This is a genomic window from Pseudomonas sp. IT-347P (assembly GCF_949768005.1).
GTDB lineage: Bacteria > Pseudomonadota > Gammaproteobacteria > Pseudomonadales > Pseudomonadaceae > Aquipseudomonas.
Genome location: NZ_CATKPQ010000044.1, coordinates 41,489 through 55,284 on the forward strand (window position 1 = coordinate 41,489; position 13,796 = coordinate 55,284).

13 protein-coding genes are annotated in these 13,796 nt (G+C 60.5%); 9 read left to right on the forward strand and 4 right to left on the reverse strand.

Annotation, left to right across the window (positions count from 1 at the left end):
- Positions 1-4 precede the first annotated feature (4 nt).
- From ACM6IV_RS16455 to tldD, 3 genes are read left to right on the forward strand one after another with little or no spacing between them, the layout of a single operon-like run.
- Complete coding sequence (locus ACM6IV_RS16455; RefSeq protein WP_414870798.1) at positions 5-3,811, forward strand: YhdP family protein; 3,807 nt, start codon at positions 5-7, stop codon at positions 3,809-3,811.
- A 58-nt stretch (positions 3,812-3,869) separates the two neighbouring features.
- Positions 3,870-4,730, forward strand: a complete 861-nt coding sequence (locus tag ACM6IV_RS16460) for a carbon-nitrogen hydrolase family protein (protein WP_414870799.1) — start codon at positions 3,870-3,872, stop codon at positions 4,728-4,730.
- Positions 4,731-4,734: 4 nt separating this feature from the next.
- The gene (gene tldD, locus ACM6IV_RS16465; RefSeq protein WP_034154473.1) at positions 4,735-6,177 is read left to right on the forward strand and encodes a metalloprotease TldD; all 1,443 of its coding nucleotides are present in this window, start codon (positions 4,735-4,737) and stop codon (positions 6,175-6,177) included.
- A 51-nt stretch (positions 6,178-6,228) separates the two neighbouring features.
- Here the strand turns inward: tldD and yjgA are convergent, their stop codons facing one another.
- Entirely contained in the window at positions 6,229-6,753 is a 525-nt protein-coding gene (gene yjgA, locus ACM6IV_RS16470) for a ribosome biogenesis factor YjgA (protein ID WP_007915377.1), read from the reverse strand.
- Positions 6,754-6,861: 108 nt separating this feature from the next.
- Between yjgA and pmbA the strand changes: the two genes are divergently transcribed.
- From pmbA to ACM6IV_RS16500, 6 genes are all read left to right on the forward strand, one after another.
- On the forward strand, positions 6,862-8,208 hold the full coding sequence (gene pmbA, locus ACM6IV_RS16475) for a metalloprotease PmbA (protein WP_371929228.1): 1,347 nt from the start codon (positions 6,862-6,864) through the stop codon (positions 8,206-8,208).
- Between the two features lie 160 nt (positions 8,209-8,368).
- The gene (locus ACM6IV_RS16480) at positions 8,369-8,776 is read left to right on the forward strand and encodes a FagA protein (RefSeq protein WP_414870800.1); all 408 of its coding nucleotides are present in this window, start codon (positions 8,369-8,371) and stop codon (positions 8,774-8,776) included.
- Positions 8,757-10,133, forward strand: coding sequence for a class II fumarate hydratase (locus ACM6IV_RS16485; RefSeq protein ID WP_414870801.1), 1,377 nt, complete (start codon positions 8,757-8,759; stop codon positions 10,131-10,133). The genes ACM6IV_RS16480 and ACM6IV_RS16485 overlap by 20 nt, the downstream gene beginning before the upstream one ends.
- Positions 10,134-10,160: 27 nt before the next feature.
- Positions 10,161-10,601, forward strand: a complete 441-nt coding sequence (locus tag ACM6IV_RS16490) for a hypothetical protein (RefSeq protein ID WP_025109464.1) — start codon at positions 10,161-10,163, stop codon at positions 10,599-10,601.
- 1 nt (position 10,602) lies between these two features.
- The gene (locus tag ACM6IV_RS16495; protein ID WP_414870802.1) at positions 10,603-11,214 is read left to right on the forward strand and encodes a superoxide dismutase; all 612 of its coding nucleotides are present in this window, start codon (positions 10,603-10,605) and stop codon (positions 11,212-11,214) included.
- Between the two features lie 30 nt (positions 11,215-11,244).
- Complete coding sequence (locus ACM6IV_RS16500; protein WP_414870803.1) at positions 11,245-12,138, forward strand: ZIP family metal transporter; 894 nt, start codon at positions 11,245-11,247, stop codon at positions 12,136-12,138.
- A gap of 38 nt (positions 12,139-12,176) precedes the next feature.
- On the opposite strand, the gene ACM6IV_RS16505 is transcribed toward ACM6IV_RS16500, so the two are convergent.
- The 3 genes from ACM6IV_RS16505 to ptsN are packed head-to-tail and all read right to left on the reverse strand — an operon-like array spanning position 12,177 to position 13,792.
- Entirely contained in the window at positions 12,177-12,452 is a 276-nt protein-coding gene (locus tag ACM6IV_RS16505) for an HPr family phosphocarrier protein (RefSeq protein ID WP_252875611.1), read from the reverse strand.
- A gap of 15 nt (positions 12,453-12,467) precedes the next feature.
- Positions 12,468-13,325: an RNase adapter RapZ gene (gene rapZ, locus ACM6IV_RS16510; RefSeq protein WP_414870804.1), complete on the reverse strand. Its 858-nt coding sequence runs from the start codon at positions 13,323-13,325 to the stop codon at positions 12,468-12,470.
- A gap of 2 nt (positions 13,326-13,327) precedes the next feature.
- Positions 13,328-13,792, reverse strand: a complete 465-nt coding sequence (gene ptsN / locus ACM6IV_RS16515; RefSeq protein WP_414870805.1) for a PTS IIA-like nitrogen regulatory protein PtsN — start codon at positions 13,790-13,792, stop codon at positions 13,328-13,330.
- Between the last annotated feature and the right edge of the window lie 4 nt (positions 13,793-13,796).

Genomic DNA, 13,796 nt, shown 5'->3' on the forward strand with positions numbered 1-13,796 from the left:
TGACATGGAGCGTCTGACACGCATTCTGGCCACACTCACCCGCTGGGGGCTGGGCCTGTGCGCGTTGGTTCTGGTGTTGATGGCGTTGTATGTCAGTCTCGGTCGGGAGCTGACCCCGCTGGTGGCCGAATATCGCGCCGATATCGAGGACAAGGCCAGTGCCGCCCTTGGCATGCCGTTGCAGATCGGCGAACTGGAAGGCAATTGGAGCGGATTTGCGCCGATCCTGCTGGCCCATGACGTAATGGTCGGCGCTGGCGCCAATGCGTTGCGTCTGGATCGGGTGCGCGCGGTGCCGGATCTGTGGGCCAGCCTGTTGGCCCGCGAAGTGCGCATCGCCCACCTGGAACTCAACGGCCTGAAAATCAGCCTCAAGGAAGCCGAGGACGGCAGTTGGGCGCTGGAAGGTCTGCCGGTACAGAACGACCAGCCGCTCGATGCGCAACAGTTGTTCAATCGCTCGCAAATGATTCAGCAGTTGTCGGTACTAGACAGTCAGGTGACCTTGCAGCCGCTGGATCATGCGCCACTGACCCTCACCTATGTCGGCCTCAATCTGAAAACCGGCGCCAGCCGTCAACGACTCGATGCGCGTTTGACCTTGCCGGACGGTCAGCCTGTTGCACTGAGCCTGCGCACGCGAATTCGCCCCGAGCAATGGCAAGACAGTGTGGTGGACGGTTATGCCAGCCTGCCGCAGAGCGACTGGTCGAAGTGGTTGCCGGAACGCCTGACCCAGCAGTGGAATTTTTCCGAAATCAAGGCAGGTGGCGAACTCTGGGTCAACTGGGCCAAAGGTACCCTGCAAAGCGCGGCACTGCGTTTGAACGCGCCGCAACTGATCGGCGCCTACGCTGAGCGCAAGCCGATCCAGATCAACAATCTGGCGCTCAACGCCTATTACCAGAACAGTGCCGAGGGTGCGATCCTCACGCTCGACTCGCTGTCGATGAATTTCGGCGAAAACCGCTGGGAGTCGCACGTCCAACTGAAACAGACGCGCGCGACTGACAAGGTCGAAGAGCTCTGGCACTTGCAGGCGGATCGTCTCGATCTCACTCCGATCACCCCGTTGCTCAATGCGTTGGGGCCGTTGCCGCAAAGTTTCGCCACGGTTGTCGACCATCTGAAAGTTACCGGTGGCCTGCGCAACGTGCTGCTGGATTTCCGCCCGAACGCGACCGACGGCACAAAATTCAGCTTTGCCACCAATCTGGATAACGTCGGTTTCGACGCCTATCACGGCGCTCCGGCGGCTCGAAACGTCAGCGGTAGCCTCAGCGGTAACCTGGACGGCGGCGAATTGCGCATGGACAGCAAGGATTTTGTCCTGCACCTCGACCCGATTTTTGCCAAGCCATGGCAGTACATTCAGGCCAACGCGCGGCTGACCTGGAAGCTCGATAAAGACGGTTTCACCCTGATCGCTCCGTACCTGAAGGTGCTCGGCGAGGAGGGCGAGATTGCCGGCGATTTTCTGATTCGCCTGCATTTCGACCATAGCCAGGAAGACTACATGGACCTGCGAGTCGGTCTGGTCGATGGCGATGGTCGCTACACGGCCAAATACCTGCCCCAGGTTCTTAGCCCGGCGCTCGACGAATGGCTGCGTACCGCGATTCTCAAAGGGGCGGTTGACCAAGGCTTCTTCCAGTATCAGGGCTCGCTGAGCAAGAACGCCGGGGAGGCCGATCGCAGCATCAGTCTGTTTTTCAAAGTTCACGACGCCGAACTGGCCTTCCAGCCAGGCTGGCCGCATGTAAGCAAGGTCAGCGGCGATGTGTTTATCGAAGACAGCGGCGTGCGAATCTGGGCCGACAAGGGCCAGTTGCTTGACACTCAGGTCAGTGATGTCTTCGTCAATATCCCCCATGTGCCGTCCGGGCAACACACGCACATGTACCTTGATGGCGGCTTTGCCGGCGGACTCGGTGATGGCCTGAAAATTCTTCAGGACGCCCCGATCGGTACCGGTGAAACCTTTGCCGGTTGGGAAGGCGCGGGGGATCTGCAAGGCAAGCTCAAGCTCGACATCCCATTGGATAAGGGCGGTGATCAGCCGAAAATCCTCGTCGACTTCAAAACCGCCAATGCGCGGCTGAAGCTGGCTGAGCCGAAGCTGGAGCTGACGCAACTCAAAGGCGATTTCCGTTTTGACAGCGCCAAAGGACTGAGCGGGCAGAATATCTCCGCGCGGGCGTTCGACAAGCCGGTCACCGCACAGATATTCGCCGATGGCAGCGCCGGCAAGCTCAAGACCCGGGTCGCCGCATCCGGTCAGGTCGAGGTGAAGAAACTCACCGACTGGCTGGGCGTGACGCAACCCTTGCCGGTTTCCGGGACCATTCCCTATCAATTGCAATTGAATCTGGACGGCGCCGACAGCCAGTTGATGGTCAGTTCCAGCATGAAAGGCGTGGCGGTGGATCTGCCGGCACCGTTCGGCATGGCGGCAGATGTCGGGCGCGATACCGTGTTCCGCATGACCTTGCAGGGGCAGGAACGGCGTTATTGGGTCAATTATGACCAACTGGCCAATTTCACCTTCGCCGCACCGCCGGGCAACTTTGCCGACGGCCGTGGCGAGTTGTTCCTCGGTGCCGGCGAGGCGGTGCTGCCGGGCGCCAAAGGCTTGCGGATTCGCGGCGTGCTCTCGGAACTGGACGTCGCGCCGTGGCAGGACCTGATGAATAAATACGCCGGACAGGATCCGGGCGGCAGCGCCAAGCAGTTGCTCAGCAGTGCTGATTTCAAGGTCGGCAAGCTCACGGCATTCGGAACAACGCTGGATCAGGCGTCGGTGCAGTTGAATCGCAAGCCGGCGGCCTGGAATCTCGCGCTCGACAGTCAGCAAGCCAAAGGCACGGCCAGCCTGCCGGACGCCAAAGGCACGCCGATTGCGGTCAATCTGCAGTACGTGAAACTCCCCGCCCCAGACCCTTCGGTGCAGGCGGACGAGAACGCCCCCGATCCGCTGGTGTCGGTCGACCCGACGAAAATTCCGGCGCTGGATATCACTATCAATCAGCTGTTTCTCGGGCCGGATCTGGTCGGCGGCTGGTCGCTCAAGGTGCGACCGACCGCCAAAGGCATCGCCCTGAACAACCTCGACATGGGACTCAAAGGCATCCTGTTGCAGGGCAACGGCGGCTGGGAAGGTGCGCCGGGTGCGACCAATAGCTGGTTTAAAGGCCGGATTGGCGGCAAGAATCTCGCCGATGTCCTCAAGGGCTGGGGTTTTGCGCCGAGCGTGACCAGCGAAGAATTTCATATGGACGTCGATGGCCGCTGGCCGGGCTCGCCGGCTTGGCTGGCGACAAAGCGCTTCTCCGGCACCCTTGATGCCTCGCTGAACAAAGGCCAGTTTGTTGAAGTGGAGGGTGGCGCGCAGGCATTGCGCGTATTCGGTCTGCTCAACTTCAACTCCATTGGCCGGCGTTTGCGCCTCGATTTTTCCGATTTGTTCGGCAAAGGTTTGAGTTATGACCGGGTCAAAGGCCTGCTGGTGGCGAACAACGGTGTTTACGATACGAAAGAGCCGATTCGTCTGACCGGGCCGTCGAGCAACATTGAACTCAACGGCAAGCTGGATCTGGTGGCTGATCAGGTTGATGCCAGGTTGCTGGTGACCTTGCCGGTGACCAACAACCTGCCGATTGCCGCGCTGATTGTCGGCGCCCCGGCGGTCGGCGGCGCGTTGTTCCTGATCGACAAGCTGATCGGTGACCGCGTGGCGCGCTTTGCCAGTGTGAAATACACCGTCAAAGGCCCATGGAAAGAGCCGAAAATCACCTTCGACAAGCCTTTTTGAACAGCCAGCCCCTGAACCGATGGAGTAGCATGGCCGCATACCTCCTGCGGAGTTCGCCATGTCTTTAGCGGTGATTCAAATGGTCAGCCAGAGCGACGTGCTGGCCAATCTGGCTCAGGCCCGGCGCCTGCTCGAGCAGGCCGCGGCCGGCGGCGCGAAGCTGGCAGTGCTGCCGGAAAACTTCGCCGCCATGGGCCGTCGCGACATCGCTGACATCGGCCGTGCCGAAGCCGTGGGCGAGGGACCGATCCTGCCGTGGTTGAAACAGGCCGCCCGCGACCTCAACTTATGGATAGTGGCCGGCACCTTGCCGTTGCCGCCGGTGGGTCAGCCGACGGCCAAGGTCAACGCCTGCTCGTTGCTGGTCGATGATCAGGGCGAAATCGTTGCCCGTTATGACAAGTTGCACCTGTTCGACGTCGATGTGGCGGACAATCGCGGCCGTTATCGCGAATCCGATGACTATGCTTATGGCAGTGGCGTCGTCGTTGCCGACACGCCGGTAGGGCGAGTCGGTCTGACCGTGTGTTACGACTTGCGCTTTCCCGAGTTGTACAGCGAATTGCGTGCAGCCGGTGCCGAGTTGATTACCGCGCCGTCAGCGTTTACTGCGGTAACCGGCGCAGCGCATTGGGACGTGCTGATTCGCGCGCGCGCCATCGAGACACAGTGTTATGTGCTCGCCGCAGCGCAGGGTGGGACCCACCCGGGGCCGCGGGAAACCTTCGGTCACGCGGCGATCATCGACCCGTGGGGCCGTGTACTGGCGAGCCAGGATCAAGGCGAAGCGGTGTTGTTGGCCGAGCGCGATAGCAATGAACAAGCGTCCATCAGGGCGCGAATGCCGGTGACGCGTCATCGGCGGTTTTTCTCGCAGGGCGCACAGCGGCCTGCTTCAGAACACGAATTTAAGGCGTAAACCTATGAGCGAGTTGTTGTCCTCAGTCAGTGATCACCTGTTGGCGCCCGGCGGCGTGACGATCGAGAGCCTGCAAGGCGTGCTTGGCGATCTGGCCGGCCCCGGCATCGACGCCGCCGACCTGTATTTCCAGGGCCAGATCTCCGAGTCCTGGGCGCTGGAAGACGGCATCGTCAAGGAAGGCAGCTTCAACCTCGACCAGGGTGTCGGCGTGCGCGCGCAGTCCGGTGAGAAAACCGGTTTTGCTTATAGCAACGCGATCACCCTCGAGGCACTTGGCGCAGCCGCCCGTGCGGCACGCTCGATCTCCCGGGCCGGGCAGAACGGCACGGTGCAGGCGTTCACCACCCAGGATGTCGCCCAACTGTATGCGCCGGACAACCCGCTGGAAGTATTAAGCCGCGCCGAGAAAGTCGAACTGCTCAAGCGCATTGACGTGGCCACTCGCGCGCTCGACCCGCGCATTCAGCAGGTCAGCGTCAGCATGGCGGGTGTGTGGGAGCGGATTCTGGTGGCATCCACCGACGGTGGTCTGGCTGCCGATGTACGGCCGCTGGTGCGTTTCAACGTCAGTGTGATCGTTGAACAGAATGGTCGTCGCGAACGCGGCGGGCATGGCGGCGGCGGGCGTACCGATTACCGCTATTTCCTCGCCGAAGACCGCGCCATGGGTTATGCCCGTGAAGCGTTACGCCAGGCGCTGGTGAATCTGGAAGCGATCCCGGCACCGGCTGGCACCTTGCCGGTGGTGTTGGGTTCGGGTTGGTCCGGCGTGCTGTTGCACGAAGCGGTCGGTCACGGTCTCGAAGGCGATTTCAACCGCAAAGGCAGTTCCGCCTATAGCGGGCGCATGGGTGAAATGGTTGCGTCGAAACTCTGCACCATCGTCGATGACGGTACCTTGAGCGGCCGTCGCGGTTCTTTGAGCGTCGATGACGAAGGCACGCCGACCGAGTGCACCACGCTGATCGAAAACGGCGTACTCAAAGGCTACATGCAGGACAAGCTCAACGCGCGCCTGATGGGTGTGGCCCGTACCGGTAACGGCCGTCGTGAGTCTTACGCTCACCTGCCGATGCCACGCATGACCAACACCTACATGCTCGGCGGCGAAAGCGATCCGGCGGAAATCATTGCCTCGGTGAAGAAGGGTATCTACTGCGCCAACCTCGGCGGCGGTCAGGTCGACATCACCAGCGGCAAATTCGTGTTCTCCACCAGCGAGGCGTACCTGATCGAAGACGGCAAGATCACTGCGCCGGTCAAAGGTGCAACGTTGATCGGCAACGGCCCCGAGGCGATGAGTCGGGTGTCGATGGTCGGTAACGATCTGGCGTTGGACAGCGGCGTGGGTACGTGCGGCAAGGATGGGCAGTCGGTGCCGGTGGGTGTGGGTCAGCCGACGCTGAAAATCGATGCGATCACCGTGGGTGGCACGGGCGCATAAGAAGAGGTGGAGCTTCGGGTGGCGCGCAGGGCGGCCACCCGGTGGCGAGAATCAACGCAGACCGCGTTGAGTCTCGTCCAGCTCACGGATGTACTTGAAGATTTTGCGGCTGGAAGCAGGAGGTTTGTTTTGCGCAACCTCATGCTGAGCCTGACGGATCAGGGAACGCAGTTGCTGGCGATCGGCGTCCGGGTACTCGACGACGAACTTCTCCAGCACGGCATCGTCGCCTGCGATCAGGCGATCACGCCAGCGCTCCAGGTTATGGAAACGCTCGTTGTACTGACGAGTCGAGGCATCGAGTTGATCAAGCAAGGTCAGAATCGCGTCAGTATCCTGATCGCGCATCAGTTTGCCGATGAACTGCAAGTGCCGTTTACGCGCGATGTTCGCGGTGTGCTTGGGCGCATCGGCCAAGGCCCGGCGCATGGCGTCGGTCAGCGGCAGTTTTGCGATCAAGTCTGGCTTGAGTGTGGTCAGGCGCTCGCCGAGGTCAACCAGAGCATGCAGCTCGCGTTTGACCTGAGATTTGCTTTTTTCTCCCGTATCGAGGGAGTCGTCGTAAGAATCAACCATGGTGGCAGTCCGCAAAGAAACGCCGCCATGATAACCAGTCGGGGGCCGCTTGTCCGGCCCGGTCGCTCGATGACCCCAGCCGAAAGCAGAATTTGAGTGGAGATGAGCATGAGTGCAGTTCAAAGCGTCGGCCCGCAGGCATTGCCGGCACTGCAGGAACAAGTCGAGCAGATCATCGCCGAAGCCAAGCGTCAGGGCGCCAGTGCCTGTGAAGTCGCGGTGTCGCTGGAGCAGGGCCTGTCGACCTCGGTGCGCCAGCGCGAAGTCGAAACGGTCGAGTTCAACCGCGATCAGGGCTTTGGCATCACGCTGTATGTGGGCCAGCGCAAGGGCTCGGCGAGCACCTCGGCGACCGGCCCGGATGCGATCCGCGAAACCGTCGCTGCTGCACTGGCCATCGCCAAACACACCTCCGAAGACGAAGCGTCCGGCCTGGCCGACGCGGCGTTGATGGCCAAGGAGCAGCACGATTTTGATCTGTTCCACGAATGGGACATCACCCCGGAGCAGGCCATCGAGAAGGCCTTGCTTTGTGAAGCCGCGGCCTTCGATGCCGACGCGCGGATCAAGAACGCCGACGGCACCACCCTCAGCACTCATCAGGGCTGCCGCGTGTACGGCAACAGCCACGGTTTCATCGGTGGCTACGCATCGACCCGGCACAGCCTGAGTTGCGTGATGATTGCCGAGGCCGATGGCCAGATGCAGCGCGATTACTGGTATGACGTAAACCGTCAGGGCAGTCTGCTGGCTGATCCGGTGAGCATCGGTCAGCGCGCTGCGCAACGGGCGGCGAGCCGTCTGGGCGCGCGTCCGGTGCCGACCTGCGAAGTGCCGGTGCTGTTTTCCGCGGAATTGGCCGGTGGCCTGTTCGGCAGTTTCCTCTCGGCGGTGTCGGGCGGCAGTCTGTATCGCAAATCGTCGTTCCTTGAAGGCACTTTGGGCCAGAAGCTGTTCCCGGAATGGCTGACCATCGATGAGCGTCCGCACCTGATGCGCGCAATGGGCAGTGCTTCGTATGACGGTGATGGTCTGGCGACATATGCCAAACCGTTCGTCGAAAAGGGCGAGTTGGTGTCATACATCCTTGGCACGTACTCCGGGCGCAAACTCGGTATGCCGAGCACGGCCAACGCTGGCGGTGTACACAATCTGTTCGTCACCCATGGCGACGAAGACCAGGCGGCGCTGTTGAAACGCATGGGCCGTGGCTTGCTGGTCACCGAGTTGATGGGCCATGGCTTGAACATGGTTACTGGCGACTATTCGCGCGGTGCGGCGGGGTTCTGGGTCGAAAACGGCGAGATCCAGTTCGCGGTGCAGGAAGTGACTATCGCCGGCAACATGCGTGACATGTTCAAGCAGATTGTTGCGGTGGGTAACGACTTGGAACTGCGTAGCAACATTCGCACGGGTTCGGTGTTGATCGAGCGGATGACCGTCGCGGGAAGCTAAGTCTCGGTCGTTACAAAAAAAGGCGCGCCACCTCATCGGGTGGCGCGCCTTTTTTATTGGTTCGACACAAAACCAGTGTGGTAGCTGCATAGTTTAACGCTCTTGTTTTGGTTCTCATTATCATCTAATAATAAATCTCATTATCGGATGAGCCCGAATCATGAGTTCTGCCTTGCACGAGCAGCCTTACCTCGAAAGCTGGCGCTGGATGAGTCGCCAGATCCGTTGCGCGATGGATCCCGACGAACCGCGCCTGATCGAACATTATCTGGCCGAAGGCCGGTACCTGGCCTGCTGTACGGCAACTTCTCCCTGGACCATCGCTGAAACCTCCTTTCGTTTGCTGCTCGACACTGCCACCGACATCGCCTTGCCGTGGCACTGGCGCAGCCTCTGTCTCGATCAAGCCTGGCGTCCACTGCGTGAAATGGAGCGCCTGTCCCTGTGCAAATGCCGGCTCCAGCGTTGGCAACGCTATACCTGGCAGCTCGCCACCTGCGAACTGCTGCCCTCGATTCCTCTTATTGAACTGGTGCAAGGATTTTCAGATGACCAAGACACGTATTGAGCGCGACAGCATGGGCGAACTGCAGGTGCCGGTGGACGCTCTCTACGGCGCGCAGACCCAGCGCGCAGTGGATAACTTCCCTATCAGCGGCAAACCCATGCCGACGCAATTCATCCGCGCGCTGATCCTCGCCAAAGCCGCCGCCGCCCGCGCCAACGTCGAACTCAACCAGATCACCGCCGCACAGGGCAAAGCCATCAGCGATGCCGCGCAAGGCTTGCTCGAAGGCGACTTCATGCGGCATTTTCCGGTGGACATCTTTCAGACCGGTTCTGGCACCAGTTCCAACATGAACGCCAACGAAGTGATCGCGACCCTGGCCAGCCGTCTGCTGGGTGAGCCGGTGAACCCCAACGATCACGTCAACTGCGGTCAGAGCAGCACCGACATCATCCCCACCACCATTCATGTCAGCGCTGCGCTGGCCTTGCATGAGCAACTGCTGCCGGCGCTGTTGCACTTGGTGCAAGTGATCGAGGAAAAATCCGCACAGGTCCATCACCACGTCAAAACCGGCCGCACGCATCTGATGGACGCGATGCCGGTGCGCATGAGCCAGGTGCTCAATGGTTGGGCGCAGCAGCTCAAAGCCAACATCAGTCATCTGCAGGATTTGTTGCCCAGTCTGCAATCGCTGGCGCAGGGTGGCACGGCGGTCGGCACCGGGATCAACGCGCATCCAGAATTCGCCGCACGTTTCAGCCGCCAGTTGAGCCAACTGACCGATGTGCAATTCACCCCGGGCAAGGACTTGTTTGCGCTGATCGGCTCACAGGACACTGCCGTAGTCGTCTCCGGCCAGCTCAAGGCCGTGGCTGTATCGCTGATGAAAATCGCCAACGACCTGCGCTGGATGAATTCCGGCCCGCTCGCCGGCCTCGGCGAAATCGAACTCGAAGCCCTGCAACCGGGCTCGTCGATCATGCCGGGTAAGGTCAACCCGGTGATTCCGGAAGCTACCGCCATGGTCGCTGCGCAGGTGATCGGCAACGACTCGGTGATCACCATTGCGGGCCAGTCCGGCAATTTCGAACTGAACGTGATGCTGCCGATCATCGCGCAGAACCTGCTGAGCAGCATCGAATTGCTGGCCAACTCCAGTCGCCTGCTCGGTGACAAAGCCATCGCCAGCTTCAAGGTCAACGAGTCGCGTGTGAAAGAAGCGTTGTCGCGCAACCCGATTCTGGTCACCGCGCTCAACCCGATCATCGGTTACCAGAAAGCCGCTGAAATCGCCAAGCAGGCTTACAAGGAAGGTCGTGCGGTGATCGACGTCGCCCTGGAACACACTGATCTGTCACGCAGCCAACTGGAAGAGTTGCTCAATCCCGAGAAACTCACTGCCGGCGGCGTGTAAACCCTGCAATCGCTTTGGAGGCTCACCATGGAGCACTGGAAACGCACGATCGAACGGGCCAATCGCTGCTTCATGCTGGGCGAGCTGATCGACGCCCGTGAGGCTTACCTGCAAGCCCTGGCCCTGGCGCAAGTATTGTTCGAACGCTGGGCGGATGCCGACGAAGCGGTGGCGGCTTGCGTCATCTCCCATCACAACCTGGCGGATCTGCACTTACGCCTGAATCAGCCGGAGGAGAGCGCCGAATACCTCTGCGCCATCCATCAACGCCTGTTGCAGACCATGCAGGACGAACGTCTGCGCCCGGCCCTGCGTGAAGCGGCGCTGCGCCAGAGCAGCAAGACCTATGTCGAACTGCTGAATTTCATCAGCGAGCACGGCGAATATCCGCGCACCCAGCGCCTGCTGCACCCCGATACCGGCAATGCGCGTCGCGCGCCTGCCGCCCATCACCATGGAGTCCATTGAAATGGCTTTTACCTTGCCTGCCTTGCCTTACGCCTACGACGCCCTCGAGCCGCATATCGATGCGCAAACCATGGAGATCCACTACACCAAACATCACCAGACTTACATCAACAACCTCAACGCCGCTGTAGAAGGCACTGAGTACGCTGAATGGCCGGTGGAGAAACTGGTCGCCAGCGTTAAGGATCTGCCGGAAAAACTCCGTGCTGCAGTGATCAATCAGGGCGGCGGTCACGCCAACCACTCATTGTTCTGGGAAGTGATGGTGCCCCACGGTGGCGGTAAACCTGACGGTGCGCTGGCCAAGGCCATCGATGAACAACTGGGCGGTCTCGACAGCTTCAAGGAAGCTTTCACCAAAGCCGCGCTAACCCGTTTCGGCAGCGGCTGGGCTTGGCTGAGCGTGACCCCGGAAAAGCAACTGGTGGTGGAAAGCAGCGGCAATCAGGACAGCCCGTTGATGAACGGCAACACGCCGATTCTCGGCCTCGACGTCTGGGAGCACGCCTACTACCTGCGCTATCAGAACCGTCGCCCGGAATACATCAACGCGTTCTACAACGTGATCAATTGGCCTGAAGTGGCTGCGCGCTTTCAGGCCGCGCTGGTTTAAGTCTTCTATAAAAACAATCCAAGGCTGACTATGGGCACTGAAACACTGGCGATCGGAAGTGGGCGTATGTTTCGTTACGCAGTGGGCTCGCTATTGCTGTTGGCGGGCATGACCTTGCTGGTCGCTCACGGACTGGAATGGCTGAATCTGCAGCCGAGGCTGGCGCGGGCGTTGCAGGGTGGCGCGATCTGCGCCCTCGGTACGGCGCTCGGTGCGGTGCCGGTGCTGGTGATCCGGCGCATGCCCCAGGCTCTCAGCGATACCTTGCTGGGTTTCGGCGCCGGGGTAATGCTCGCGGCGACGGCGTTTTCGCTGATCGTGCCGGGCATTGCCGCCGCCGAAAGCCTCGGGCTGACCCCGTGGGGCGCCAGTGGCCTGATCTGCTTCGGTATCATGCTCGGGGCGTTCGGGTTGTATCTGGTTGATCGCAAGGTGTCCGGCGCGTCCCCGGAAATGCTGGTCGGCACTGTCGAGCATCCAGTGATTCCGCCAAGGATCTGGTTGTTCGTGTTCGCCATCATTGCCCATAACATTCCGGAAGGCATGGCGGTTGGCGTTTCGGCTGGCGGCGGCATGGCGGATGCGGACAGCCTGGCCATGGGCATCGCTTTGCAGGATGTGCCGGAAGGTCTGGTGATTGCCCTGGTCTTGGCCGGGGCGGGGATGTCGCGGGTGAAGGCATTTCTGATCGGTGCGGCGTCAGGTCTGGTTGAACCGGTGTTTGCGTTTTTGTGTGCGTGGCTGGTCAGTCTGGCGCAGGTGTTGTTGCCTTTAGGGCTGGCGCTGGCGGCAGGGGCGATGTTGCTGGTGGTGACCCACGAAGTGATTCCCGAGTCGAGACGCCATGGTCATGACAAGCTGGCGAGTCTTGGTTTGTTGATCGGGTTTTGTTTGATGATGGTGATGGATACGGCGCTGGGCTGAATGAAGGTGAAGAGGGAGCAAGCTCCCTCATTGGCGGATCAACCGCCTTCATCGAAGTAGTTGTTGATCAGCTCCACCAAGGCATCCATGGCCTCCTCAGCCTGTTCACCTTCGGTGCTCAAATGGATTTTGGTGCCCTTGCCGGCCGCGAGCATCATCATCGCCATGATGCTTTTACCGTCCACTGCTGTCTCGGGCGTGCGACCGACTCTAATCGTCGTCTCCGGAAACTTGCCGGCCACGCCGACAAATTTAGCCGATGCCCGGGCATGCAGACCCAATTTGTTGATGATTTCGATTTCACGAGCAGGCATCGCGGAGTGAATCCTTTAAGTGAGGTCGCGGTGGCGAACCTGGACGTTCTTCAGGGTTTTCTGCAGGGCCTGACCCAGGCGTTCGGTCAGGTAGACAGAGCGGTGATGTCCGCCGGTGCAGCCAATGGCAATGGTGACGTAGGCGCGGTTGCTGGCGGCGAAGCGCGGCAGCCACTTGTGCAGGTAGGCGAAGATGTCCTGATACATTTCTTCGACATCCGGCTGTTCCGCCAGATATTCGGCCACCGGCGCATCGAGGCCTGACTGCGCGCGGAGTTCCGGTTTCCAGTAAGGATTTGGCAGACAACGCACATCGAAAACCAGATCGGCATCAACCGGCATGCCACGCTTGAAACCGAATGACTCGACCAGAAACGCGGTGCCCGGCTCCGGCTGATTCAGCAGGCGCAGCTTGATGGAATCGCGCAACTGGTACAGGTTCAGATTGGTGGTGTTGATCTTCAGGTCAGCGAGATCGGCGATCGGGCCGAGCAGGGCGGTTTCATCCTGAATCGCCTCGGCCAGCGAGCGATTGGCATTGCTCAGCGGATGACGACGACGGGTCTCGGAAAACCGTTTGAGCAGGGTTTCCTCGTCAGCGTCCAGATACAGCACATCGCACTGGATATGCTTGCTTCTGGCGTCTTCAAGCAATTCGGGGAAGCGTGACAGATGGCTTGGCAAGTTGCGCGCATCGATCGACACGGCCACCAGCGGTTGCGCCAGTTCAGTGTGAATCAGGGCGCGCTCGGCCAGCTCCGGCAGCAATCCCGCCGGCAAGTTGTCGATGCAGTAGTAACCGTTGTCCTCAAGGACGTTCAGGGCGGTACTTTTGCCCGAGCCCGAACGGCCACTGACGATGATCAAACGCATGATTAATGCCCGTTCTGCTCGTCCAGTACGACCTGGTACAAGGCTTCGCTGCTCGGGGCGCTGCGCAGTTTATCGCGTACTTCCTTGCGATCGAGCATGCTGGCGATCTGACGCAACAATTCCAGGTGCGCATCGGTTGCGGCTTCCGGGACCAGCAAAACAAACAGCAGGTCCACCGGCGCGCCGTCGATGGCGTCGAAATCGATAGGGGCTTCAAGGTGCAACAGCGCGCTGATGGGCGACTGGCAACCCTTGAGGCGGCAGTGAGGAATGGCGATGCCGTTGCCAAAACCGGTGGAACCGAGTTTTTCACGGGCAATCAACGCCTCGAAGACATCTTGCATCGCCAGATCCGGCACTTCGCGATGGATCAGGTTGGCAATCTGTTCGAGGGCTTTTTTCTTGCTGCCGCCCGGCGCGTTCACTTGGGAACGGCCGGGGGTCAGGATGGTTTCAAGTCGGATCATGGAT